This is a genomic window from Pedobacter nutrimenti, from assembly GCF_032678445.1.
GTDB lineage: Bacteria > Bacteroidota > Bacteroidia > Sphingobacteriales > Sphingobacteriaceae > Pedobacter > Pedobacter nutrimenti_A.
Genome location: NZ_JAVTSQ010000007.1, coordinates 187,775 through 212,551, shown reverse-complemented (window position 1 = coordinate 212,551; position 24,777 = coordinate 187,775). Strand labels below are relative to the sequence as shown.

20 protein-coding genes are annotated in these 24,777 nt (G+C 40.2%); 7 read left to right on the top strand and 13 right to left on the bottom strand.

The window, feature by feature from the left end:
* Positions 1–141: 141 nt before the first annotated feature.
* Entirely contained in the window at positions 142–1,500 is a 1,359-nt protein-coding gene (locus tag R2S08_RS14310; protein ID WP_316835817.1) for a peptidylprolyl isomerase, read from the top strand.
* 6 nt (positions 1,501–1,506) lie between these two features.
* Positions 1,507–2,469 (top strand): AAA family ATPase, encoded by a 963-nt coding sequence (locus R2S08_RS14305; protein WP_316835816.1) that lies wholly within the window; start codon positions 1,507–1,509, stop codon positions 2,467–2,469.
* Here the strand turns inward: R2S08_RS14305 and R2S08_RS14300 are convergent.
* From R2S08_RS14300 to mutL, 8 genes are all read right to left on the bottom strand, one after another.
* A complete protein-coding gene (locus tag R2S08_RS14300; protein WP_316835815.1) occupies positions 2,461–3,342 on the bottom strand; it encodes a glycerophosphodiester phosphodiesterase family protein in 882 nt (293 codons plus the stop codon). The genes R2S08_RS14305 and R2S08_RS14300 overlap by 9 nt on opposite strands.
* Before the next feature lie 118 nt (positions 3,343–3,460).
* Positions 3,461–4,321: a YybH family protein gene (locus tag R2S08_RS14295; protein ID WP_316835814.1), complete on the bottom strand. Its 861-nt coding sequence runs from the start codon at positions 4,319–4,321 to the stop codon at positions 3,461–3,463.
* Positions 4,322–4,391: 70 nt separating this feature from the next.
* Positions 4,392–5,381 (bottom strand): M28 family peptidase, encoded by a 990-nt coding sequence (locus R2S08_RS14290; protein ID WP_316835813.1) that lies wholly within the window; start codon positions 5,379–5,381, stop codon positions 4,392–4,394.
* Between the two features lie 6 nt (positions 5,382–5,387).
* Complete coding sequence (gene cysS, locus R2S08_RS14285) at positions 5,388–6,848, bottom strand: cysteine--tRNA ligase (RefSeq protein WP_316835812.1); 1,461 nt, start codon at positions 6,846–6,848, stop codon at positions 5,388–5,390.
* A gap of 126 nt (positions 6,849–6,974) precedes the next feature.
* Entirely contained in the window at positions 6,975–8,087 is a 1,113-nt protein-coding gene (locus tag R2S08_RS14280) for an endonuclease/exonuclease/phosphatase family protein (protein WP_316835811.1), read from the bottom strand.
* Positions 8,088–8,090: 3 nt separating this feature from the next.
* Positions 8,091–8,954 carry a rhomboid family intramembrane serine protease gene (locus tag R2S08_RS14275; RefSeq protein ID WP_316835810.1) on the bottom strand — a complete coding sequence of 288 codons (864 nt, stop codon included), beginning with the start codon at positions 8,952–8,954 and terminating at the stop codon, positions 8,091–8,093.
* On the bottom strand, positions 8,947–9,681 hold the full coding sequence (locus R2S08_RS14270; protein ID WP_316835809.1) for a rhomboid family intramembrane serine protease: 735 nt from the start codon (positions 9,679–9,681) through the stop codon (positions 8,947–8,949). Before R2S08_RS14270 ends, R2S08_RS14275 begins: the two co-directional genes overlap by 8 nt.
* A 3-nt stretch (positions 9,682–9,684) precedes the next feature.
* Positions 9,685–11,559: a DNA mismatch repair endonuclease MutL gene (gene mutL, locus R2S08_RS14265; protein ID WP_316835808.1), complete on the bottom strand. Its 1,875-nt coding sequence runs from the start codon at positions 11,557–11,559 to the stop codon at positions 9,685–9,687.
* Positions 11,560–11,715: 156 nt separating this feature from the next.
* Here mutL and R2S08_RS14260 point away from each other — a divergent pair, with 156 nt between their 5' ends.
* Positions 11,716–13,551, top strand: coding sequence for a serine hydrolase domain-containing protein (locus R2S08_RS14260; RefSeq protein ID WP_316835807.1), 1,836 nt, complete (start codon positions 11,716–11,718; stop codon positions 13,549–13,551).
* A 93-nt stretch (positions 13,552–13,644) separates the two neighbouring features.
* Positions 13,645–14,214, top strand: a complete 570-nt coding sequence (locus R2S08_RS14255; RefSeq protein ID WP_316835806.1) for a DUF1579 domain-containing protein — start codon at positions 13,645–13,647, stop codon at positions 14,212–14,214.
* 91 nt (positions 14,215–14,305) lie between these two features.
* Here R2S08_RS14255 and R2S08_RS14250 read toward each other — a convergent pair whose 3' ends face one another.
* The 3 genes from R2S08_RS14250 to R2S08_RS14240 form a co-directional block, all read right to left on the bottom strand.
* Positions 14,306–15,268, bottom strand: coding sequence for an isopenicillin N synthase family dioxygenase (locus tag R2S08_RS14250; protein ID WP_316835805.1), 963 nt, complete (start codon positions 15,266–15,268; stop codon positions 14,306–14,308).
* 618 nt (positions 15,269–15,886) lie between these two features.
* Positions 15,887–17,215 (bottom strand): G-D-S-L family lipolytic protein, encoded by a 1,329-nt coding sequence (locus R2S08_RS14245; protein ID WP_316835804.1) that lies wholly within the window; start codon positions 17,213–17,215, stop codon positions 15,887–15,889.
* A gap of 17 nt (positions 17,216–17,232) precedes the next feature.
* Positions 17,233–18,447: an OmpP1/FadL family transporter gene (locus R2S08_RS14240; RefSeq protein ID WP_316835803.1), complete on the bottom strand. Its 1,215-nt coding sequence runs from the start codon at positions 18,445–18,447 to the stop codon at positions 17,233–17,235.
* A 257-nt stretch (positions 18,448–18,704) separates the two neighbouring features.
* Between R2S08_RS14240 and R2S08_RS14235 the strand changes: the two genes are divergently transcribed.
* Complete coding sequence (locus R2S08_RS14235) at positions 18,705–19,337, top strand: NAD(P)H-dependent oxidoreductase (protein ID WP_316835802.1); 633 nt, start codon at positions 18,705–18,707, stop codon at positions 19,335–19,337.
* A gap of 173 nt (positions 19,338–19,510) precedes the next feature.
* Complete coding sequence (locus R2S08_RS14230; RefSeq protein ID WP_316835801.1) at positions 19,511–22,240, top strand: carboxypeptidase-like regulatory domain-containing protein; 2,730 nt, start codon at positions 19,511–19,513, stop codon at positions 22,238–22,240.
* 18 nt (positions 22,241–22,258) lie between these two features.
* Here the strand turns inward: R2S08_RS14230 and R2S08_RS14225 are convergent, their stop codons facing one another.
* Entirely contained in the window at positions 22,259–23,818 is a 1,560-nt protein-coding gene (locus R2S08_RS14225; RefSeq protein WP_316835800.1) for a PspC domain-containing protein, read from the bottom strand.
* Positions 23,815–24,147, bottom strand: a complete 333-nt coding sequence (locus R2S08_RS14220) for a PadR family transcriptional regulator (RefSeq protein ID WP_133783331.1) — start codon at positions 24,145–24,147, stop codon at positions 23,815–23,817. The genes R2S08_RS14225 and R2S08_RS14220 overlap by 4 nt, the downstream gene beginning before the upstream one ends.
* Before the next feature lie 435 nt (positions 24,148–24,582).
* On the opposite strand from R2S08_RS14220, the gene R2S08_RS14215 reads away from it, so the two are divergent.
* Positions 24,583–24,753: a hypothetical protein gene (locus R2S08_RS14215; protein WP_316835799.1), complete on the top strand. Its 171-nt coding sequence runs from the start codon at positions 24,583–24,585 to the stop codon at positions 24,751–24,753.
* Positions 24,754–24,777: the final 24 nt, after the last annotated feature.

Sequence of the window (24,777 nt, the reverse complement as noted above, 5' to 3'; positions counted from 1 at the left end):
ATTTATTACTTTTATAGCTTTAAAAAAGATCTGTCTGATAGAGCGTACAGCAAAAAGAAAAGCTTAACTGGCTGAATTTTAAATGGTATTGCTCCTGTTAACAGCTTTACAAAAGCGTAATAATTGAATTGAAAAAATAGAATGAAGAAAATTTTATTGATGGCAGGCGGATTACTCTGTTTGTTTTTAAATGTACAGGCACAGAAAAAGAACATAGATAAGGTTGTTGCTGTACTTGGCGGCAACATTATCCTGCTATCTGAACTGAACCAGCAATATGCCCAGTACCTGAACTCAGGTAATCAAAATGGAGACGGCGTGAAATGCTATATTCTGCAGCAAATGCTTGTTCAAAAATTGTTGAAACAACAAGCAGAGATTGACTCTGTAATGGTGGACGACAAACAGGTGGATGATGAGGTAGACAGAAGGATGCGTTCCAGTATCCAGCGTGCTGGTGGACAGGATCGTTTAGAGCAATTTCTGAACAAATCTGTACTGCAATACAAAGACGAGATCAGACCAGACATCAAAGATGCCCTGATTGCAAACAAGATGCAGCAAAAGATTACAGAGAATGTCAATGTAACGCCATTGGAAGTAAAAAAATATTTTGATACCTACAAAACAGACAGCTTACCGGACATCAATACGGAATATGAAATCGGTGAGATTGTTCTCCACCCGGAACTGACAAAAGTGGAGAAACAAAAATATTATGATAAACTGGATGCCATCAGACTAAGGGTGAAGAGTGGTGAAGACTTTGGCTTCCTGGCTAAAACATATTCTGAGGATCCTGGATCTGCGTCAGAAGGTGGTGATCTGGGCTTCTTTGACCGGACAATGATGGCAAAGGAATTTACGGCCTGGGCTTTTAAGCTAAAGGCTGGAGAAGTTTCTCCTGTATTTGAAACGGAATTTGGCTACCACATTTTACAGGTGCTGGAACGCAGAGGGGAACAAGTACATGCCAGGCATATCCTGATCCGTCCGCAGACCACTCCTGCAAGTTTGGATCGGGTTAAGCTTCATGCAGATAGTATCTACAATAATATTTTAACCAAAAAACTTCCTTTTTCTGCCGCTGCTTCTTTATACTCAGACAATAAGGAAACCAAGTATAACGGAGGTATGATGCTCTACGCAGATAACGTAACTGCCAGAACTACTTTTATCCCTGCAGAAAAAGTAGATCCAAAAGTCTTTCTGGTGATCGATACTATGAAGGTTGGTGAAATATCCAAACCGAATTTCTTTTCGGGAGCTGACGGTAAGGATGGCTATAAGATCCTGCTTCTTAAATCTAAGATCCCACCACATAAGGGAAATTTAGATCAGGATTATGTGAAGTTTAAAGAAAAGGCACAAGAGGTAAAGACCAACAAGGTCTTAAGCGAATGGTTTGAAAAACGCAGAGAAACAACTTACATAAAAATCGATCCGGAATATAGTACTTGTGACGAATTAAAACTCTGGACCAAGAACGAAAAGAAATAAACGCTCATGCATTACAACAATGATATTGAAGCCGTAAATGCGCTTCATCTTTCCTATAAAGCCGTCAAAAATGAGATTGGAAAAGTAGTTATAGGACAGGATGAAGTGATTAAATCTGTATTGATTTCCATTTTCAGCAACGGTCATTGTTTATTGGTTGGCGTACCAGGACTGGCCAAAACTTTATTGGTACAGACGGTGGCAAATGTACTGGATCTGAATTTTAACAGGATTCAGTTCACCCCGGATTTGATGCCGAGTGACATCATTGGTACAGAAATTTTAGGAGAAGACAGGCACTTTAAGTTTATCAGAGGGCCTGTCTTTTCCAATATTATCCTTGCGGACGAGATCAACAGGACTCCGCCTAAAACCCAGGCTGCACTACTGGAAGCGATGCAGGAAAAATCTGTTACAGCTGCCGGACAAAGACATATTTTACCCAAACCTTTTTTTGTACTGGCAACACAGAACCCTATTGAGCAAGAAGGTACTTATCCTCTTCCTGAAGCGCAACTTGACCGCTTTATGTTTAATGTGCAGCTTCAGTATCCGTCGTTTACAGATGAACTGACCATTGTAAAAAACACCACCAGCAATCAGGAGCTTTCTCTTAAAAAATTACTTAACGCGGATCAGATCCAATATTTCCAAAAACTGGTCAGAAGTATTCCGGTTACAGACAATGTCTTGGAATACGCAGTTAAACTGGCTGCAAAAACCCGCCCGGACACTGCCTTAGCTACAGAGGAGGTGAACAAATATGTAAACTGGGGTGCTGGTCCACGTGCTTCTCAATTCCTGGTACTTGGCGCTAAATGCCATGCGGCTATCTCCGGTAAATTCTCTCCGGACATAGAAGATGTGCAAGCTGTTGCCGAGGCTATTCTAAGACACCGGATTGTAAGAAACTACCGGGCAGAAGCAGAAGGCCTTAGTGTGGAGCGCATCATCAAAAATCTATTTTAAACTGTTCAGCAATAGATTAGGATAATCGGTAACGACTCCATCTATCCCCAGATTCAGAAGATAATCCAGTTCTTTTGTTGAATTCACTATCCATGGGATAATCTTTACTCCGGCAGCATGGCAACGGTCGACGAGTCCTTTACCCACCAAAACATAATAGGGACTATAGTAGTCTGGTGTAAATCCAAGGCCTTGTATAGCGTCCTCAAAATCCACTTTCTCATCAATCATAAGCGAGGTTTTCATCGCAGGATATTTCTCATGAAGATATTGTAGTGTACGCATATCCAGAGATTGAATAATGACTCTTTTTGTGATTTTTTTCTCCCTTAAAATCTCCATGATCCGTTCAATGAAAACCGAAGCTTCCGGTTGAAATTCCCCATCTCCTTTCCGGATCAATGCTGTTTCAATATTATAAAGCGGTTTAGGCAATTTATGCAACTTCACATAGGCCTCTACAGAATCGATGACTTCAGAGAGCAGTGGCTTATACGCTTTGATCTTCATTTGTCCTGGAAAGCGGCTATGCACTTTACTGCCAACGTCGAACTTTTTGATCTCCTCATAGTTCATCTTGAACATATTGTATTTTTTCTCTTCTTTAAAAGAAATCGCTTTGCCATCTGGCCTTAAGCTGATCTCGTTATTAAAGTATGGTTCATGAGAAAGTACAACTTTCTCATCTTTTGAGATCACAACATCCATATCCAGGACATTAACACCCAGATCTAATGCTTTGATCATGCCTGGTATGGTATTCTCTGGCATGATGCCTCTAGCCCCTTGATGTCCAAGCAGCATCAACTTCTTTTGGGCTTGTACGGTATGAATGGAGAGCAGGAGAAAGGTAACAGCGATGAGTTTATTCATGTAAAACAGATAAAGAAACCAGGTTTATACCTGAGGCTGGCAAAATAGTGCTTTGTACTGAAAAAGAAAAGGCCCCTTAAAATTTTATTTAAGGGGCCTTTTCTTTTTCTTGGCTGAATTAACGTTCTGCAGGTGTAAATACCTGTGCTATGATGCTCCAGTTATGGTCTGCCTGACGTTCGTAAATAAAAACGTAATTAAAGCTTTCTCTTAAATCGGCCTTATAGTCTATAGTCGCAATGCCATAAGTACAGGCAAGATCTCCGCCTAATGCTCTGTCTGCTTTTGCTGTTTTTAAAGAGATCTTACTCACCATACTATTATAGAAAGCCAAGATGTTGTTTTTTCCTGTGATGGGTTCATTTCCCGGAAACAACAACCTGGCTCCTTCTGTTAAGAAACCGGAAAATGCAGCTGCATTATAAGATTTCAATGTTGCATTCAATGTCTTTTCTGTAGTCAGTATAATTTCGTTTCCGGCAGCAATCTGCTTATTATTAATGAACTTCGGCTTATAAAAATTAGCTGGTTCCACAAAGTCTTCTTTACCCTTATGCAATGGTTTATTGTGTGAAGTACCCAGATCTAAAGCAAGTTCCCATTTATCATTGACTGCTTTCCAAACGGATAAATAGTCTCCATAAGTTTTCTCAGCCCCCCCCATTACATAAGTTCCTGTGGTAAAACCCCAGTCTCCACTCTTTGATACTCTCGCATATACAGGAGACCAGCTCAGATTTTTACTATCTTCCTGCCCGGCATAAAAAGTTTTAGCGTTTACGGGGTTTGGCCTGAAAACCAATGCATCTGCTGCAGAAAAATCGAGGAAAGCAGTTTTAACGCCTTGTTTAGCTGCGCGCTCAGCAAAACTTCTTTCAGCATTTATCAGAGATTTGGTTGTTCCATCAGATTTTTGTGCGTAGGCACCAAGCGTAAGTGATGCCGTAATGCAGGTATAAATAAGTTTGTTGATCATCATAATTCAAATATGGTTACGAATATAAGGTTTGATATAGGTTTAATGGTCAAAAGTAATTAACAAATGCACATTAGGCTGCTGGCGATTCCCGATAAATTGTTTCCAGGACAGTCTGGCCAACCGCTTTTAATGTATTTTTATCAATGTTGTTCAAATTATCAAGCTGTGTATGCCAGTTCATATAGAAACCGGAAGCATCTGTGAAATGTATAATATCTATTGCAGGAATACCTGCCTGATTAATCCAAAAATGATCATCGATAAGATTTCCCGAGGGGATATTCAGAAAATAAGAGCCGTAACCAATTTCATCAGCGATACGCCATACCTTTGCTGCTACATTTGACGCATATTTCCTGGATACTTCATCTTGAGTGAACTGAGCATTAGCCCCACCAACCATATCCAGATTAATGGCATACAGTGGCTTAGTCTCAGCTGCAGGCTGGTGCTTAACCCAATATTGAGATCCTGTACACCAGGTTTGTTCATTTGGTGTTTCATCATTAGCCTTACCGTAATCTTCAATATCCCAAAGAATAAAATCGACTCCCATATTAGGCTCTTTCTTTTGCAGTTGTCTGGCCATCTCCAGGATAACGGCTACGCCACTGGCACCGTCATTGGCTGCATCAAAAGCTTTATCCTTTTTATTTGGATCAGGGTCCTGATCTGAAAATGGACGAGCATCCCAATGCGCTGTGACTAAAATTCTTTGTTTTTTCTCAGGATAACAGGAAACTAAGATATTCTTAAGCTGATGGCTTTTCCCGTCATATGTTTTTACCCTAGCTTCCTGCACTGTAACTTTTCCTCCGAAAGATTTCAGTTTACTCACCAGGTACAGTGCACATTTTTCATGGGCTGTGGTGGAGGGAATTCGTGGGCCAAAATCAACCTGGGTTTTGGTATAACTATAAGCACTATCTGCATTAAACTCTGGTGAAACCAGCTTTACAGCTTCCGTGGCCTGAGTAGCAGTTGTAGTTTTGTTTTTGTCAGAATGACAAGCCTGAAAAACAAGCATAGCCAGAGCTGCGAGTCCTATATATTTCTTCATCGGTATTTATATTTTACTCCAGGTTGTTCCTTCTTTGCTGTCTTTAAGCTGTATGCCAATCTGCTGAAGACCAACACGAATCTTATCGGAGGTAGCATAGTCTTTGTTTTCCTTGGCCGATTTACGGATGTCAATGACCATATCCAGAACAGAATTGAGTTCTGTATTAGAGCTGTCTTCATCTTTTAATCCAAAAATATCAAATACAAAATCGCTGACCAATTGTTTCAATTTGCTAAGGTCAGCTTCATTCAGCTGCGCCTTACCATCATAAACGCTGTTGATGATTCTTGCAGCTTCAAACAGTTCAGCAATAACAACAGGGCTGTTAAAGTCATCATTCATTGCTTTTATACAATTCAGCCTGATGTTCTCGATATCAAAATCACTTTTTTCTGATGCTACAAGTTTCTCCAGTAAGGCTGTTGCATTCATTAGCCTCCGAAAACCTTTTTCAGACGCATCCAATGCTTCGTTGGAAAAATCAAGTGTACTCCGATAGTGGGCCTGCAGCATAAAGAACTTTACGGTCATGGGGCTATAACCACGTTCCAGCAAAGGATGTGCTCCTGTGAAAAGCTCTAATGGAAGAAAACCGTTGCCCGCAGATTTTGACATTCTTGCACCATTCACGGTCAACATATTGGTATGCATCCAATATCTGGCGGGTTGTACATGGCTGCATGCTTCAGATTGCGCAATCTCATTGGTATGGTGTGTAGCCGCAAGGTCCATTCCCCCCCCATGGATGTCAAATTCCTGCCCAAGATACTTTGCACTCATAGCAGAGCATTCAATATGCCAGCCCGGAAAACCTACGCCCCATGGCGAAGCCCATTTCATTAAAGTTTCTGGCTTAGCTTTGATCCAAAGTGCAAAGTCCAGACGACCGTGTTTTTCATCCTGACCACCAAGTTCACGGGTATTGGCCAGCATATCTTCCAGGTTCCGGTTGGTCAGTATGGTGTAGTTGTATGTTTTACTGTATTTTTCTACATCAAAATAAACTGTTCCATTTTCTTCATAGGCATAACCGTTAGCTATAATCTCCTTGATCATTTCGATCTGCTCGATAATATGACCAGTTGCAGTAGGCTCTATACTTGGTGGAAGTGTATTGAACATCCTTAATACATCATGAAAGCCCAAAGTATACTTTTGTACAATTTCCATGGGTTCCAGTTGTTCCAGTTTTGCTCTTTTTGCAAATTTGTCATCCCCTTCATCACGATCCCCTTCCAGGTGACCTGCATCTGTAATATTCCTGACATAACGCACCTTATAGCCACTGTATTTTAAATACCTGAATATCAAGTCAAAAGAGATAAATGTACGGCAATTACCCAGGTGGACATCACTATAAACAGTTGGCCCGCAAACATACATTCCGACATTCGGAGCGTTAAGGGGTTCAAAGATCTCTTTCTTTCTTGTGAGGGTATTGTATAGCTGTAAGCCGGTTTTCATCAGTATCTATTTAATTCTTTTGTTCAAGAGCTCGCAAGTTCGGTTCATTTGATTTTTTGAGTACAAACTCATGATGTTTCCTATGGCCTTAATTGCGGATTAATTATTTGTGCAAAGTTAAAAAAATTAGGGGCTTAATCTCAAATCACTTCTAACCGGGAAATGATCAGATAAACGGGCCTCAATGATCTTATGGTTGATGACCTCAATATCTTTGGTCACTGCAATATAATCGATCTGGAAATTAGGAAATTTACCATTATAAGTACGACCAAGGCCTCTTCCTTTCTTTTCAAATGTTTTATGGAGTGAGGCCGTCAACTGCGTCACTGCATAAGATGCGGGGGTATCATTAAAATCCCCGGCAATTAAGAAGGGGATTTTACAGGTTTTCATGCTTGCTTTCATGATATCTACCTGAGCACTTCTTTTCAGAAAGGCCGTATTTAGCATACTCAAAATTCTTTTTGAAGGTACAATTTCCGCATCCATCTTCTTGGTTACTTTATCCAGGTACTGATAGTCCTGCTTATCGAAAGAAATAGACTGCAGGTGCACATTATAGACCCTCAGCATTTTATGATTGACTTCAACGTCCACATAGATACTTGCATTCCCGCCATGATTCGCATCAAAAACGATATTGCCTTTGTCTTTAATTGGATATTTGGAAAATATAGCCAGGCCCATTGCCTCGTAATCGTTTTTGGAAGAAGGAAGGAAGTAATAATACGGCGTATTGAGCATAGCTTTTAAACTATCGGTAATAGCGTAGTTGCCTTTTTTTCGGGTGTAATATTCCTGGAAACACATAATATCCGGATTTTCCTTTTTTACAACCTGCAGCATCTTTTCTTTTACAGACTCGACATTACCAGAATCAAAAGGCTTAAAGCTATGCACGTTGTAAGTCATCATACGCACCAGATCTGCATTGGATTTAGGTCCCTCTCCACGTTCGCCAGAAATACTAATGGTTGCGGTAAGTGCGCGCCATCCTAAAAGAATAACACCCAGGGTAAGCAGGACAAAGGTCCAGCGGCGGCGAAGACACCACCAGATGATCATAAACAAATTGAGCAGCAACAGAAAGGGATAAGCCAGCCCAAAAAAAGGGATGAGTCTGTTCGCTCTTGGATCTACATTACCTGCAATACAGCCCAGAAGAAGGGAGACTGCAAGGAACAACGCCGTAATGCGTACCAGTTTATCCAGAAATGTGGCTTTCTTTTTTTTCATCCACTAATGTTTGCTGGCTTTAAATAAGGTATCTTTTTCTTCCTTACTCAGCTTATCATAACCTGTTTTAGATATCTTATCCAAAATCGCATCAATCTCATGCTGGGCAACAGTATTTTCTTTGGAACCTGCATTTCGTTTAAAGCCTTCGTTTCTAACTACCTTAAGTTTGGATTTTTTCTTAAATAAATTGCTCCAGTCTTTTCCATTCTGCAATGCTTTAATGTATACAAAGCCCAGCAAAGCTCCCCCCAGATGCGCAAAGCTACCACCTGCATTTACAGAGGCCACACCAATCAGATCCAGGACAATATAAGCAAGCGCGAGGTATTTAAGTTTAACATCTCCGATCAGAAACAAACGTATCGTATAATCGGGCACCAATGTAGCTGAGGCCACAATAATAGCCATTACGGAAGCAGATGAACCAATTACTGTTGCTGATGAAATATTCGCCGCAAATACGGGGAAAATATGAAAGGCAGCGCAGAAAAATAACGCACCGGCAATTCCACCCGATAAATAGATAAAATGAAACTGACGGGGTTTCATAAAGTCGAGAAAAATCTGCCCCATCCAATAAAGCCAAAGCATATTGAACAGCAGATGTAGAAAACCTTCATGAAAAAACTGATACGTGATCACGGTATAAAACCGTAATGGAAGTCTTTCTAAAGAAGCCGGAAAAGCTAGATATTCTCTCACGAGTCCATCTAGCGCCAATGACGGGTTGCCGGATAAAAAGATCACCACACCAATCAGCGCCATGACCACAAAGATCAGGGTATTGATCCCTACATAGAAAAAGATAGGGTTACCTGATTTAAACACCTTAAACTTCAATTCTTCAAAAAGAGTACTATTCATAGTAGTCGTAAAATGTATTTTTATCTTTCCAGAGTTTAACAAGAATGAAACCCAGAAGTGCTCCTCCCAGGTGGGCATAATGTGCAACAGAATCTCCAGGTACACGTGCTACGCCCAGAGATAATTCTATCAGTATATAAACAGGAACAATATATTTTGCTTTTACTGGTATTGGAATAAACATAATATATAGTTCCGTATTTGGATACAGCATACCAAAAGCAACAAGCAGGCCAAAAATAGCACCCGATGCGCCCACCATGGGAAATCCATAGATACCGATCAATGTATTTTTATCGGCTTCGGAAATCCCCGGAACGCCTACAGAGGCCATCTGGGTAGCCCAGTCTATATGCACAGGATTGTGAACAACTGACCCTGTAATTTGATAGACCTCATAGGCTTGCACACCCATTTGTAAGGCTACAGCACCAAGGCCTGTGATCAGGTAGAAATTAATGAATCGTTTCGCTCCCCAACGGGTTTCCAATATACCGCCAAACATAAACAGCGCAAACATATTGAACAGAATATGGGTAAAACCGCCATGCATAAACATATAGGTTATCAGCTGCCATATCCTAAAATAGGAGGAATCAAAGTAAAAAGCGCCGAGATAGGTAGATAAGTCAATCCCCTTACTTTGCATCACATAAGTTGCCGCAAAAAACAACACATTAATGATCAGCAGGTTTTTAACTATGGGTGGTATATGAATATTATTCATTGTTTATTTCTCAAATTTCTTATCAAGATCCGTTAACGTAATGGTTTGTATTACCGGTTTTCCGCCAATACTAAAGTTAGGCATTTTGCAGGCAAACAGTTGTTCAATCAGCATATTCATTTCTTCCTGGCTCAAACTCGTTCCGCTTTTAATCGCACTGTTCCTGGCCATACTGCGAGCCAGTGCATCCCTTTTATCCAGCCGTAATTCCTGCTGTGAATTTTTAAATCCTTCGATCAAATGCTCAAAAAGCTGCGTCTCGTTAATATTGCTGCTTCCCAGATCAACCGGAATTCCCTCAATCACCAGGGTGTTTTTTCCGAATTCCCGAACCTCAAAACCCAGGCTTTTAATGTCTTCGAGCAGGCTTTTAGCAAGCTCGTAATCATTAGGGCTTAAGGTTACTGTTTGCGGAAACAAACTTTGCTGCGAGGCGCCTTTCCGGTCTTCCAGATGAACAAGAAACCGCTCATAAAGGATTCTCTCATGTGCAGCCTGCTGATCAATGACCATTAACCCTGATTTGATCTGTGAAACAATATAACGGTTATGCACCTGCATCAATTGTTTCTGGAGCGGCGCATAGTTCTCTTCTATTTCTGATACCCCGGACAGTTCAATTTTAACCTGCTCCGCCGGTGTATGATTGGCTATTTCGTATAAAGAACCCCAGTTTTTTGTACTGGCGGCTCTGGATTCGTAACCCCCTGCCCCTGAAAAAGAGGACCCGGAATAAGAAGACACAGATCTTTCTGAAACTTTATCTTCCTTAAATGGATTAAATTCCGGATTAAAACTAATGGTTGGCGGAACGATATCTTCAGGGGCTTTAGGTGTAATCATACCACTAAAGCCTGTTTCCTGATCAAAATCTATGGTCGGACTAATGTTAAATTTTCCAAGGGAACGTTTTACTGCAGAATGTATGATGGCATAAACAGATTTTTCTTCCAGGTATTTAATCTCCGTTTTTGTTGGATGGACATTGACATCAATCTTAGCAGGGTCTATATCAATGAACAATACATACAGCGGAAAATTCTCCTCCGGCAGCAAATCCTGATAAGCTTTATTGATGGCATGATTAAGATATCCATCTTTGATAAACCGGTTGTTTACAAAAAAGAATTGTTCTCCTCTTGTTTTCTTTGCGAATTGCGGTTTACCAATATACCCTTTAAGGTTGATGATGGAGGTTTCCTCCTCCACCGGGATCAGTCTCTCATTATAATTGTTTCCAAACAGGTGAATGATCCGTTGTTTTAACGCAGATACCGGCAAACGGTATATCTCTGCACCATCATGGTGCAAGCTAAAAGCGATGCCGGGATTGGCCAGGGAAACCCGCTGAAATTCATCCAGAATATGACGCATCTCCGCAGGATTACTCTTTAAAAAGTTCCGTCTGGCAGGTGTATTAAAGAATAGATTCTTGACACTGATGCTGGTCCCCTCTGAACAAGCCACCGGCTCCTGTTTAACAATTGAAGACCCTTCAATCTCGATCAAGGTACCAATTTCATCCTCATGCCTGCGGGTTTTCATTTCTATCTGCGCAATGGCGGCAATAGACGCCATAGCTTCTCCTCTGAACCCCATGGTGCGTATTGCAAAAAGATCTTCAGCTTTGCGCACTTTAGAGGTCGCATGCCGTTCAAAGCACATTCTTGCATCGGCTACAGTCATCCCGCATCCATTATCAATAACCTGGATCAATGCTTTTCCTGCATCTTTCAGTATAAGTTGTATTTTGTTTGCCCCTGCATCTATGGCGTTCTCCATCAATTCTTTTACGGCCGATGAGGGGCGTTGAACCACCTCTCCTGCTGCAATCTGATTGGCAACGCTATCGGGTAAAAGCTGTATAATATCTGACATTTATATTCTCCGGTAAAGGTTGCTAATTTAGCGAAAATAAGCCTTAAACTGATCTCTTTTCTTATAATTGAATGTTAAATGACGAAGTCAGTATTTGATTTTTATATCTTTATGCTCATCTACTTTCAAAAACAACCTGTCTTAGCCCCCATCCAAATGAACAGAAACTACCTTAGAACGAAAAAACTGCTCAAAACATTATGTCTTTATCTTTTCGCAGGCTCTGCTTTGAGCGCCTGCGCCCAGGAACACAAAAAAAATGAAGCTTTACTCGCAAATGCAAATACCATTATCAGAAGCGCGGTTTTGCTCAACAACCAACAAAATAGCATTCCACTAATCTCTCTCGAAAAAAAGAACATTGCCTCTGTTAATCTGGGCTTTAACTACCAAAATATTGTAGACAGTTTACTGAATAAATATGCAAAAATCACCTCATTTTCGGCCGACAGTTACAAGGACGCCTCAACGCTAAATGATCTTGAAGACGACCTTAAATATTTCAACACTATATTAGTTTCGATTACAGATCAGGATGCCTCAAACCCACGCTATCTGAATTTCATCAACCAACTGAGTAAAAACAAGCAGGTGGTGATTTCACTTTTTGGTGATGGCAATAGCTTACGCTCCTTTGACAATACTACAGCACCCCTATTGTGGACTGCTCAAAAGGATATCGGCGCAGCAGCCATTGCACCACAAATGATTTTTGGAGGTATCCCACTGAACAATAAACTTTCTTTTACTTATTCAGGAAAATACACAACAGGATCGGGCTATTCAACAACAGCAACAAGATTGAAGTACACTCTTCCAGAAGATGCCGGCGTCAATGCAGATGATCTTTCAGAGATCAATAGTATCGCTGCTGAAGCCATCAACGCCAGGGCAACTCCAGGACTGGTTGTGATGGTAGCCAAAGATGGCAAAGTCATTTTCAACAAAGCCTACGGCAAACACACTTACGACAGCAATGCACTGCCAGACAAAACATCTGACATTTTTGATCTGGCCTCGGTGACCAAAATTACCGCAACAACACCTGCAGTAATGCGCTTGTACGAACAAAACAAGTTGAAATTAGACACCAATATCGGAGCCTATATCCCGAAAGCCAGAGCAACAGCAATGAATCCGATCCAGGTGAGAGAGGTCATGCTCCATCAGGCTGGTTTTATTCCTTACATACCCTTTCATGACTATATAAAACCCACCGACCACAGCACCGATTCTTCAGCAATGTTCCCCACGAAAGTGGCAGATGGCTACTATGTCCGCAAAGATTATTTTAAAGATGTGATGTGGCCCAAAATGCTGAATGCACCAATTAAAACACGTGGCTCTTATGTTTATAGTGACATCAGCATGTATGTGATGAAAGATATTGTAGAGCGCATTTGTGGCGAGCCTTTAAACAAATACGTCGCAGAAAACTTCTATGAACCCCTTGGAATGCAGACTGCAGGCTTTCTACCCCGCAACCGCTTCTCTAAAGACCTGATTATACCAACAGAGAATGACTCTTATTTCAGAAAAACTTTACTTGTTGGATATGTACATGACCAAGGCGCAGCATTGGCTGGTGGTGTATCGGGCCATGCAGGCTTATTTGCAAGTTCGAATGATATGGCCATCATGTATCAGATGCTGCTGAACAAAGGCAGCTATGGAGGTGTTCAATATTTCAAACCAGAAATCGTAGATATGTTCACTGCAAAACAGTCTAATGTGAGCAGAAGAGGCCTTGGATTTGACAGATGGGATCCAGACCTGTCAAAGCACTACCCTTCTGAATTAGCGTCTCCTCAAACCTACGGACATACAGGTTATACCGGGACCTGCGTATGGGTAGACCCATCCAGGGGATTAGTATATGTATTTTTATCAAACCGTGTAAACCCAGGAGTAACAGAAACCTTAAGCAGATTGAAGATCAGAGGAAGAATACAAGATGTGATCAACAAAGCGATCGACAAAAGTAAAATTTGATGTAAAACAGATTACACAAACACACTCATTTACAGTAAAATACATTCTTTTTTATGTATATTAGATCATAACAAAACTTAATTATCTAAAACAATGAAAAGATTAACATGTATTGTTGCGGTAATCCTATTGGTTACCGTTACCTTTCAGGTACAAGCCCAGGATGATGCCTCCATGAAGGCCTGGCAAGCTTATATGACTCCTGGAGATGTTCACAAAATGATCGCTAAAAGTGATGGGAACTGGAAGGAGGACATCACTATGTGGATGACGCCAGGTGCCCCGCCCACTAAAAGCAAAGCAACTTGCATAAACACAATGATTCTGGGAGGGCGATACCAACAGTCGGTTCACAAAGGCAACATGATGGGAATGCCCTTTGAAGGAATGGGACTTTTAGCCTATGACAATGCAAAGAAAATCTTTATAAGTTCCTGGATAGATAATTTTGGAACAGGATTAATGTATATGGAAGGCACCTGGGACGACGCCTCCAAATCAATTACTTTTAAGGGCACTTCTGTAGATCCTGGTACAGGAAAAGACATGAATATCCGTGAGGTGATGAAGTTTATCGACGACAGCAATATGCTAATGGAGATGTATGCTGTGGTGAACGGCACGGAAACGAAAACCATGGAGATTAAGATCAGCAAAAATTAGGATCTCCGATATAAGAATAAAACCCAAAAAAGATAAAAGGCGAATAAGAGAAATTCCTCCTGTTCGTCTTTTATCTTTTTTGGGTTTTATTCTATTTCTTCAATCCGATTTCCCTCAGTCTTTCATCAAGGTATTCTCCTGCAGTCATATCCGTATAAAGCTTTGGATATTCTGCATCGATACACGAAGTTAAACTCGTGAGGTCCATCGTTGATCTTGGATGCAAAAAGAAAGGAACAGAGAAACGGGAGGTTTTCATCAGTTCGCGTGGCGGGTTCACTACCCGGTGTGTAGTAGATCGCAATTTATTATTCGTTAAACGCTGCAGCATATCACCAACGTTCACCACGATATCCGAGTGATGCGCTTTAATTGGCAGCCACTCATTACTTCTTGTTAAAACTTCAAGCCCATCTGCACTTGCACCTATCAAAAGGGTAATCAGGTTGATATCCTCGTGAGCACCTGCACGAACTGCATCATCAGGAATTGCCTCTGGATTTTCAATGGGAAAATAATGAATACCCCTTAGAATAGAATTCCCATTGTGCACATACTGATCAAAATAATCTATTGGCAAACCCAAATAGGTAGAGATCGCTCTTAAGAGATGCTTCCCATTACTTTCCAGTTTCTGATAAATCTCACGTGTTACCGTATTAAACGCAGGAAGTTCTTCCAGATATTCATTATCCGGATACTCACTTTTGATAGCGTCGCCATCAGTCACTTCCTGTCCAATTTGCCAGAACTCCTTTAAATCCGCAGTTTTAGCACCCTTTGCCGTTTCTTTACCCGGACTGGTATAACCTCTCTGACCAGCCAGTTCTGGTTTTTCATATTTCCTTTTTTGTTCAGGAGATAATGCAAACATGGCTTTGATGTTTTCATAGAGCTGATCAATCAGTTCCTGACTTACCCCATGGTTAGTGATCGTTACAAAACCTGAATCGTTAAAAGCCCTTCCCAGTTCATCGGAAAACTTTTTACGCTGCTCTTCTGTTCCATTGATATAAGACCCAAGGTCCAGACAAGGTATATAAGGTGTTGACATAGTAATTTCTTTTATTTCAAATTCGATATAAAACTAAAAAACAATTGTTAATAAATATCGAATTTATAATAAAACAAAAATCAACACCCTATAAATAAATAATTTAAGTTATCAACATTTTTATAAAATCAAAATAGTATCCTCTAACTCAAAGGCAAAAAAAGAAACCCTTCATCTTAGCAAGAATATAAAAGATACTTATTCCCGTTCCTAAATGAAGCTTTTCCATTGCCAATTCCCAGCATTCCATACTGGCCATTAAATTCAGCGCAACAACCTTGCCTATTTATCCTTTAAAGAGCCCTGGAAATCCTCATTTAAATGTCGCCATAGGACAATGTTTAGATTACAATATATTGACAGTATAATTTAGTCAATATATAATCATGATATATAGGGATTTAAAAAAGCATTAATAGGGATTTTACCCCTATCAACCCCCTATTAAGTCCCTATAGAGTCCCTGTAAAATCCTTATAAATTACAGCGTATATATAGCTAGATTTACCATGCACCTGGTTATACTATAACTTGAATAAGATGGCTTTATGATAAGGCTAATAACAAGAAAACCCTGCAAGATTTCTCTTGCAGGGTTTTCTTGTTAGAAAGTCGGGGTTATGGAAATTTAACCCCTCTGTATTTCGTAACGTCTACAATAGGAATACTTGATCCATATTTGGCATTGATAGCATTTATAAAACCATTTGCAGTTATTGCATAACCCATAGGGGTTAAGTGAACTCCATCTAAAGAAAACAAATTACCAGTGATGTATGCACCACTAACCACTGCTCCGTTAACCACTTTACCAGATCCATATTCTTTAAGCATCGCGTTCGCATCCATAATCGCCAGATCGTTGGCTGCCGCAACAGATCTGATCGTTGCATTATAAGAAGCGACATAATCATTAACAATGGCCACTTCATCTTTATCCAAAACATATTGGTTTTCTATCGGATTATAAGGAGAAAGACCATAAGGACCCTTCGGATCAGCTTTTCCAATTAAACCGGCAGAACCTAAAGGCAAGATGAACAGATCTGCCGCAGTTGCCGGCCTGGCTGGACCGCTTACAGGCTGAATATAAATATTCTCCACTGCAGCCCCACCCGGAGAAGCATGAACAGTAGCTAATATAGAGGCAAGGGTAACCGTTCTAAAATAGGCTGTGGCGGTAACATCAGGAATGGTTGCAACAACACCCTTTGCTCCGGCACCTCCTGTACCTCCTTTTTTCAGCGTAGACACTGCAAGATTATACAGTGCTGCAAAATCACCTTTTGGAGTTGGAACATCACCAACACCTCCTCCGGTTGCGTAACCTAAAATATCATTGTTGCCCAACCACATACTGAAAAAAGTAAAGGGTTTAGCCGTTACAAAATCTAGATATTTAGTATTGTTTGTACCTGCATTACCTGGCAGAAGACGTTCATAGAAGCCATTTAAGTTCCCATAAGGCGCATAGGTAATATGTGCCAGTTTAATTCCTGGTACACCGTAGTTGTTCAGGTCGCCGGTATATTTAGTAAACAGTGTTACAGGACCAAATCCCGGAATGGTAACTTGACCCCTTACCGCAGTATGGGTATTCTGGTCTGCAATTTTTGGTGTACCATCTGCATTAAATCCAGTAATGTATTTATAACCCGATCCATCTGCCTGGCCGTCCTGAAAGAAGGGTGTACTGAAACTACCCCCGCCAACCGTCTTCATTTGCTCGGCAATCATTAATGGAAAGGAATTTTTCTGGCCATCCAGATATAAACCGCCATCAGCATATCCGGAGGTAAGGGAATTTCCGACAGCTATGTATCGGGAAAAATCTGCATTCCCTTTATTGGGAACAACCGTATTTACAGATTCAGCGGAAGGCTTACAAGACGCTAAGCCAAGAATAGCCAGGGCTAAGACACTTTTATAAAAATATTGTGATTTCATGATCTTTCTCTTTGGGATTAAAATTTATAGGATAATGCTACACCAGGAATATAAGCTACGGTCTTAAAAGTACCGCTTAATCCTGTCTCAATATTGGTTCCGCTCCTTGCAATTACATTCTCATACAAGAAAGAGAAATCCACACCGAATCTTTCAGAAGGTTTAAGCCCTATACCTGCGCTTAGTAATAAACGATTGGCATCCGGAACCTCCGGCGTCACGTACCCATCGCTCACTGGTGTTAATGCATAACCAATACCCGCTCTTAAAGCCAGAAAAGAATTCGCTTTATTCTCAATACCCAGTCTAAAAGTAGCCGCATCTTTATAGTTCCGCGGGGAATGCGTATCTGGAATTCTGGCATTATTATCGTAATCAAAAGAAAGGTCTTTATAAACATGCCATTGCACCCAGTTTATATCCAGAGCAATGGTTGTTTTCTCCGAAGGATAGAAACCAAAACCAAGTGTACTGGTTGCTGGCAGCGGCAAGGTGGCATTGAATTTAGTTGGAAAAGTAGACCTTAGTGCATCAGGAATATTAAAGTTCGCATCTCCATCTTTTACCGTTGCATTTACTTTAGATCTGTGGGTAAGACCGATGGAGATCCCGGAAAGAGTCTTCACATAAATACCCGCATTCCAACCAAAATCTTTGGAAGTTCCTTTCAGTTGAGCTGTAGAAGACTCTCCATTATTGAGGGTAATTGGGATTGCTCGCTGAAGGTCTACCTTACCTAACGAATAGACTAAACCACCACCTATACCAATATTATCACTGATCTTTAAACTTACAGTTGGCTGTATATAAATAGCTTGAAGATCAAGCGAAGTTACTGCATATTTACCTGTCCAATTAGGATCCCAATGCATTGCACCTCCAAATGGCGTATAAACACCTATACCAAATCTTAATCTATTTTCAGGCGAACCAAAAACAGCATATGCTGCAAAAGGCGTAGGTAATTTGTTTTGGTTATGTTCTGTTAAATTTGAACCTGTCTGGCTAAAAGCAGTCTTCAGCATAATACCGTTAACCCCACCCTGAACACCATTTTGTTTAAGAAAGGAAACAGCACCCGGATTGAAAAATACCGAAGCTTCGTCCATAGCAACTCCGGTACCCGCACCGCCCATTGCTGTTTGCTTTTGTCCCTGAAGGTTCACCTGGAAAGATTGGGAAAATCCCCAAGCAGGTATTGCCATTAGAAAACTGAGTAGAATCTTTTTCATGATATTTGGTTAGTTGTTTAAAATATAGGTTTTTGTGTGTATTAGATTAATTATAATCTCCTAACAATTCATCCATACAATATGTTTAAGCTAATATAATAATATGCATGCATAATAAAGAAACAATTTTCATTTAAAAGTCAAAAACAAATTACTTTTTGTTTTACACTAAATAACATACTTACATTTGCTAACACTGTTATTTTTGATATACCTATTATATATAACAGATTAAATTGTTCAAAAAGAATAAAGATATGAGCTTAATTGAAGCATTAAATTGGCGATATGCCACAAAAAAGATGAATGGTACAAAAGTACCTCAGGAAAAAGTAGACCAGATTGTTGAAGCGGCAAGGCTAGCCCCGACTTCCTCTGGTTTGCAACCTTTTAAAGTAATTGTGGTTACCAACCAGGAGTTAAAGGAAAAAATCTCAACGATTGCTTTCGGTCAACAACAGATCATTGACTGCTCACACCTTCTTGTTTTTGCAGCTTGGGACAATTATACCCCGGAAAAAATCAGGTCGGTATTTTCACACACCAACGCACAACGTAGCCTTCCGGCTGATGCCACAAAAGACTATGAGGACAGGATTATTTCTTTGTATACCGCAAAATCTGCAGAAGAAAATTTCCATCATGCTGCTAAGCAGGCTTATATCGGTTTTGGTGTTGCCATTGCTGAGGCTGCACTCTTAAAGGTTGATGCTACACCAATGGAAGGCTTTGATCCTAAACAACTGGATGAGGTTTTAGGTCTTTCGGCTCAGAATCTGCGCAGCACAACTTTATTGCCTTTAGGTTATAGAGATGATAGCGGAGATTGGCTGGTTAACCTGAAGAAGGTCCGTACTCCATTGGAGGATTTCGTTATGGAGTTCAAATAAGAGATTCCCAGTTTATATCAGGAGGTAGAGATCTAGGTTTCTACCTCTTTTTTTTGCCTGCATGTAAAAATATTATATCATAAAATGTCAAATTATGTTAAACAGCGTGTGACATGAACGAGCTAAGCGCATAAATGAATATATTAGCCTAATTAATTTGTTAATTTATATTCATGAAGTATTTAAAATTTGTTGCTGCTTTGATGCTTGCCATAGTTAGTGTACACTTTTCGGCATTTTCTCAGAAGGACACCACGATCTTAAATAATATTATAAAGAAAACGGGCAAGCTGCCTGAATTGTATCCTGTAGAAAAAGTATACCTTCATTTCGACAAGCCATATTACAGTGTGGTAGACACCATATGGTTTAAAGCTTATCTTACCTCCGAACAGAACCTTCCTTCGCCTCTAAGTAAAGTAGTTTATGTGGATGTCATGAGCAGTAAAGATTCACTGGTAGCCTCTTTAAAATTTCCCGTGACAAACAGCGTTGCCTACGGTAATATTCCACTGGATCCTTTGAATTTTAAACAAGGTAACTATTATGTGAGGGCATATACAGTATGGATGCTGAACTTTGACCCCGCTTATTTCTTTACTAAGAATATTCCAATTGGAGAAGCTGTTGATAAACAACTGTTGACACATTTCACCTATACTTCAGCGACTTCTACCAAAGATCAACAGGTGATCAATGCCCGCATTCAATATAAAAATCCAGATAAGTTACCCTACGCCAACAAAACGGTAAACTGGAAGGTAACATCCGATTACGATGTGATTCTAAAGGGCAAGGGTACAACAGATCAGAATGGAGTACTGAACATCAATTTGAGTCCAAAGAAAAACCAGGTCATCAAAACCGGGAACTTAATTACAGATATCAATACCGGAGACAAAGAAAGCTTAACCTCTACTTTTGAGCTAAAGCCTAAAAGTGGAGACAATGATGTCCAGTTTTTTCCAGAGGGAGGTGAACTGATATCAGGCATACCAACCCAAGTCGCATTTAAGGCAGTTAACCCCAATGGCCTGGGTGTAAATCTTACTGGAACTATTGTAGATAACGACGGGAATCAGATCACTACTTTAACCTCCTCTCACTTGGGAATGGGCTCATTCTATGTCAATGCAGATGCTGGTAAAACCTATAAAGCTAATATTTCCTTCAAGGACGGGAGCAGCAAGACGGTTGAACTTCCAAAATCTGCAGCCTCCGGCATAACGCTCCAGATCAATAATGCAGCTGCAGACAACATCAATCTTAAAATTGTTGCTAACGACACCTATTTTCAACAAAATAAAGACAAAAACTTGTTTATTGTAGGCCAAAATGCCGGAGTAATTTATTACGCCGCCCAAACGGTTTTGCAAAACCAGGTTACAGTAGCTAAAATACCTAAAGCAAAGTTCCCTTCAGGTATTGTACAAATTACCTTGTTTGCTGCCACTGGTGAACCGGTAAGCGAAAGGATTGCTTTTATCCTGCACCAGGATGCTCTGAATCTTTCTGCGCAAACAGATCTACCAGCTTACAAACCGAGACAAAAGGTTAAAATGACCATAACAGCTAAAAATGCAACGGAAAAACTGGCAGGAAATTTTTCTGTTTCCGTGACTGATGAGCAGAAAGTTCCTTTTGATGAGGATAATGAAACGTCCATTTTCAGTTCACTCTTACTGAGCTCGGATTTGAAAGGCTACCTGGAAAAACCGAATTATTATTTCAATAAAACCAATGACAAAAAGCTAGCAGATCTTGACATTTTAATGCTTACACAGGGCTATCGCCGTTTTGATTATAAAGAAATTCTCGCAGGAAAATATCCTCAGGTGAGTTACCTTCCTGAACAGGGAATGAACATCACAGGAACGTTGAGAGATCGTACAGGTATGCCGGTAAAGAAGGCGGGCTTACGTTTAACGATACCTGGCAGAACTTTCTCAGCCGAAGCCTTTACCAATCCCACTGGCGTATTTAATTTTCAGAACCTGAACTTTCCGGATTCTTCACAAGTAGTAATTAGTGCCAAATATGGTGCCAACGGGAGCAACCTCATGATTATGGTAGACCAGGAACCTGCACCTGCAATTGGCATCAACAGAAATGGTGCTGATGAGGTGATGAACATTGACAGCACATTAAACAACTACCTGAATAACAGCAAAAAACAATACAGTTACTTAAGGCAACTGAAAGAGGTTAAAATCACTGCGGCTCCAATAAAAAAGGTAAGCCATTCTGACTATTCTGCCCTTTCCGGATTAAGTATGATGCCTGACCACCTGTTAGAAGCAGATCGTTTCCAGGGCTGTAACGACCTGTTGACTTGCCTTAAGAGTATGGCTATGGGATTAACCTGGGATACCAACACCAATAATTTCTATGTAACACGAGATTTTAATGCTGGAAACAAAACCCCTGTACAAATATTCCTGGCGGGAATGCCGGTAGATGTTTATGCACTTTCTTCTGTAAATATGGCGGAGCTGGAATCCATTGAAATTTTCACTAAAGACGAATTGGGTACGGTTAACCGGATGTATAATTCTAATGGCGTAATTTCCATTAACATAAAAAAAGCGAAGAAGGTGAAGAAGATGAGTCTTGAAGAGATCAAAAAGCTTTTACCTCAGAACAATGTGATTACTGTGAACGCCAAAGGTTACAGCAAGCAACGTGAGTTCTATTCGCCAAGATATACTGCAGAGAACATCAACATGAAAGACCTGAGAACAACAATTTACTGGAATCCGAGGGTGATCACAGATGCCACAACCGGCGCAGTATCCTTTGAATTCTTTAACGCCGAGGGTAAGGGTACTTATAAAGCCGTAGTGGAAGGCTTAGACAAAAACGGAAACCCTGGCCGTTTTATCTACCGCTATACGGTTAAATAATATTTCCGGGGAGGATCATTAATGATGCTCCCCGTTAATTTCGTTTTGACATTTTAATCCATCTTCTGTCATTACCCATTCTGCAAAATCCCTGTTATCTTCTCCTTCCTGATCGCAGTTCCAGGATCTGTAATCTTCCAGATACCGATCAAGATCTTTGTTCAATATCAATTTAGTTCCAACAGGAACTTTAACGGTTATATTCACTTCCTGGTTACGCCAGTAATTATTTTTGGTCAGGTATAATTTAGGGCTGAAATTAAGCACCGAATCCTGCTGTAAAAAATCATAATGAATACTTTGCGCATTCTTTAGCGCAATATCGAAAGACCTTCCATGGGCACTGAAGTTTTGAACCACAGCAAATTTTCCATCCATGCTTCTTTCAATCCTGATCCGGACATCAACAGGACGTTGAAAAGGGCCATCATTATGATCTACAATGATCCTTCCCCTATAACTGTCCGAATTGATCTGGTAGCGCACACTGTCTTCTTTGGAAAAAAAACGGGACTTATCCAATGCCAGGGTATACGTTGCATATGGTTTTAGCGGGCTTGTCTGAGTAAATTCAGCCTCTTCTTTAAAATCAGCCGTTACTTTCGCGATATAAAAAATACCAGTCGCAGTACCCAGCAGCCATACAATCAGCAGACTAAAAGAAACTGCCTTATTCACCGGCCGGGAAGAAAAAGCAACACGGGCAGAGAATAGAAGTAGTGCAAGCAGTGGCACCGCAAAAAAGATGAACGCAGCAAACAATAACGTAGATTGGTATGCCTGATCTACCATACTTAAAGGAAAGATCTCATTCGCGCCAGCGTCCCATACGCCAAGAAAAATAGCCAGTACCACAATCAAACCCAACAGCATGATTCCAGACATCAGAATAATTGTTCCTGCTACAAATTTAAATATAGTTTTTCCGGTTCCTGAAATAAACTTTCCCAACACATCAATGAATTCCGTGATAAAGGTTCCTGATCTTTTAATGAGTTGATTATTTTCCATTTCATCCTGAAAGTTTCTAATAAAGCCCTGAAGATTAATAGCCTCACCTTTCATATACATTTTTTCAGACCTGGTCTGGGCACGGGGAACGATAATCCACATCACGAAATAAGCCAGAATACCGGCGCCTCCCACAAGTACAGAAAGAAGTGCGAACAAACGAATCCAACGGTCTTCAATATTCAAATAGTGCCCCAATCCAGCACAAACACCCGCAACCATTCCTTGTTCAGTATCTCTGTAGAGACGTTTTATGCCTGCAGAATAAGGAGGCACAAAAGCCTTTTCTTCTTCCTCTTCAGAGGACTGAAAATCACGTACAGTTCCCATCTGTGCAATAATGGTTTGCACATCGCTGGTGTTAATGGCTGCTTTCTGTTGGTCGGTCAATATTTCACGAAACATCTCCGCAATTCTGTTTTCTATATCTGTTACGATTTCAAAGTCATCTGCACTCTTTGCAAAATGCGCTTTAATTTCATTGAGGTAGCCTGTTAAAAGCTCGTAGGCATCCTCTTCTATATGAATAAGAGAATTCCCAATATTTATGTTCAGTGTGCGTTTCATTTATTTGTTTGTTTAGAGGTTTCAATTGCGTAAGAAAGTTCCTGCCAAGTGGTATCCAGCTGTTTTACCATGCCCCGCCCCTCCTCGGTAAGGACATAATATTTGCGGGGTGGTCCCGAAGTGGATTCTACCCAATTATAACTCAGAAGACCGTTGTTCTTTAAACGGGTGAGCAGTGGATAGAGCGTACCCTCAACTACCAGTAATTTAGCCGATTTTAACTCGGCGATAATATCAGAAGCATAAATCTCTCCTCTTGATATTATAAGCAGCACACAGTACTCTAGTATGCCCTTTCGCATTTGTGTTTGCGTATTTTCTGCTATCATATAACAAAGATATATGTTTTATATAGTAATATGCAATACATAGTACTATATAAAATTAAAATAATTATATAAACGACTGATTTACATGTATATAATTTTAATAATTATGTTTTACTACATCAATTAAATTTATATAGACACCTATTACAGCAATTCTCACCATATTAACCGGGCTGGCCATGATGGTTACTGGTTTGGCTCACAGTGGGACTAGCTATCCATTTTTTATATGGAAAAAAGAACAGTAAACTTAGAAAATCTACCAGAATAGTGAAATCCATAGATCCCAAACTTTAATTAAAGCCCTTATAAGAGTCTAAAACATTGGAAATCAAAATATTTTCCACACAAAATTAAAGTTATTAACATTTTAACATTATTTTGAAATCTTGGCCTGCACTTTGTCTTTCATAAGTACATCATTAATATCTACTTATGATCATGAAATTAAATCCTGTTTTTCCACATTTGGCCAGGACCAGAACGGAAAAAAGAGAAAGGGCAGAAGGAAAAAAGCTTACTCACGAACAATGGGTAACTGTTGATAGAGTCGTGATAGCAACTCTTTTTGCACTGGTGATTATTGGTGCAATCATCTTTTCCTAGGATTTAAAATAACATTAGTTAATT

Bases quoted from the DNA above. Each gene is read 5' to 3' on its own strand.
- R2S08_RS14260 (WP_316835807.1), top strand. From the start codon at position 11,716: ATGAACAGAAACTACCTTAGAACGAAAAAACTGCTCAAAACATTATGT.
- R2S08_RS14305 (WP_316835816.1), top strand. From the start codon at position 1,507: ATGCATTACAACAATGATATTGAAGCCGTAAATGCGCTTCATCTTTCC.
- R2S08_RS14270 (WP_316835809.1), bottom strand. From the start codon at position 9,681: ATGAATAATATTCATATACCACCCATAGTTAAAAACCTGCTGATCATT.
- cysS (WP_316835812.1), bottom strand. From the start codon at position 6,848: ATGAAAACCGGCTTACAGCTATACAATACCCTCACAAGAAAGAAAGAG.
- R2S08_RS14235 (WP_316835802.1), top strand. From the start codon at position 18,705: ATGAGCTTAATTGAAGCATTAAATTGGCGATATGCCACAAAAAAGATG.
- R2S08_RS14250 (WP_316835805.1), bottom strand. From the start codon at position 15,268: ATGTCAACACCTTATATACCTTGTCTGGACCTTGGGTCTTATATCAAT.
- R2S08_RS14245 (WP_316835804.1), bottom strand. From the start codon at position 17,215: ATGAAATCACAATATTTTTATAAAAGTGTCTTAGCCCTGGCTATTCTT.
- R2S08_RS14255 (WP_316835806.1), top strand. From the start codon at position 13,645: ATGAAAAGATTAACATGTATTGTTGCGGTAATCCTATTGGTTACCGTT.
- R2S08_RS14275 (WP_316835810.1), bottom strand. From the start codon at position 8,954: ATGAATAGTACTCTTTTTGAAGAATTGAAGTTTAAGGTGTTTAAATCA.
- R2S08_RS14300 (WP_316835815.1), bottom strand. From the start codon at position 3,342: ATGAATAAACTCATCGCTGTTACCTTTCTCCTGCTCTCCATTCATACC.
- R2S08_RS14230 (WP_316835801.1), top strand. From the start codon at position 19,511: ATGAAGTATTTAAAATTTGTTGCTGCTTTGATGCTTGCCATAGTTAGT.
- R2S08_RS14240 (WP_316835803.1), bottom strand. From the start codon at position 18,447: ATGAAAAAGATTCTACTCAGTTTTCTAATGGCAATACCTGCTTGGGGA.
- mutL (WP_316835808.1), bottom strand. From the start codon at position 11,559: ATGTCAGATATTATACAGCTTTTACCCGATAGCGTTGCCAATCAGATT.
- R2S08_RS14215 (WP_316835799.1), top strand. From the start codon at position 24,583: ATGATCATGAAATTAAATCCTGTTTTTCCACATTTGGCCAGGACCAGA.
- R2S08_RS14225 (WP_316835800.1), bottom strand. From the start codon at position 23,818: ATGAAACGCACACTGAACATAAATATTGGGAATTCTCTTATTCATATA.
- R2S08_RS14290 (WP_316835813.1), bottom strand. From the start codon at position 5,381: ATGAAGAAATATATAGGACTCGCAGCTCTGGCTATGCTTGTTTTTCAG.
- R2S08_RS14220 (WP_133783331.1), bottom strand. From the start codon at position 24,147: ATGATAGCAGAAAATACGCAAACACAAATGCGAAAGGGCATACTAGAG.
- R2S08_RS14295 (WP_316835814.1), bottom strand. From the start codon at position 4,321: ATGATGATCAACAAACTTATTTATACCTGCATTACGGCATCACTTACG.
- R2S08_RS14310 (WP_316835817.1), top strand. From the start codon at position 142: ATGAAGAAAATTTTATTGATGGCAGGCGGATTACTCTGTTTGTTTTTA.
- R2S08_RS14280 (WP_316835811.1), bottom strand. From the start codon at position 8,087: ATGAAAAAAAAGAAAGCCACATTTCTGGATAAACTGGTACGCATTACG.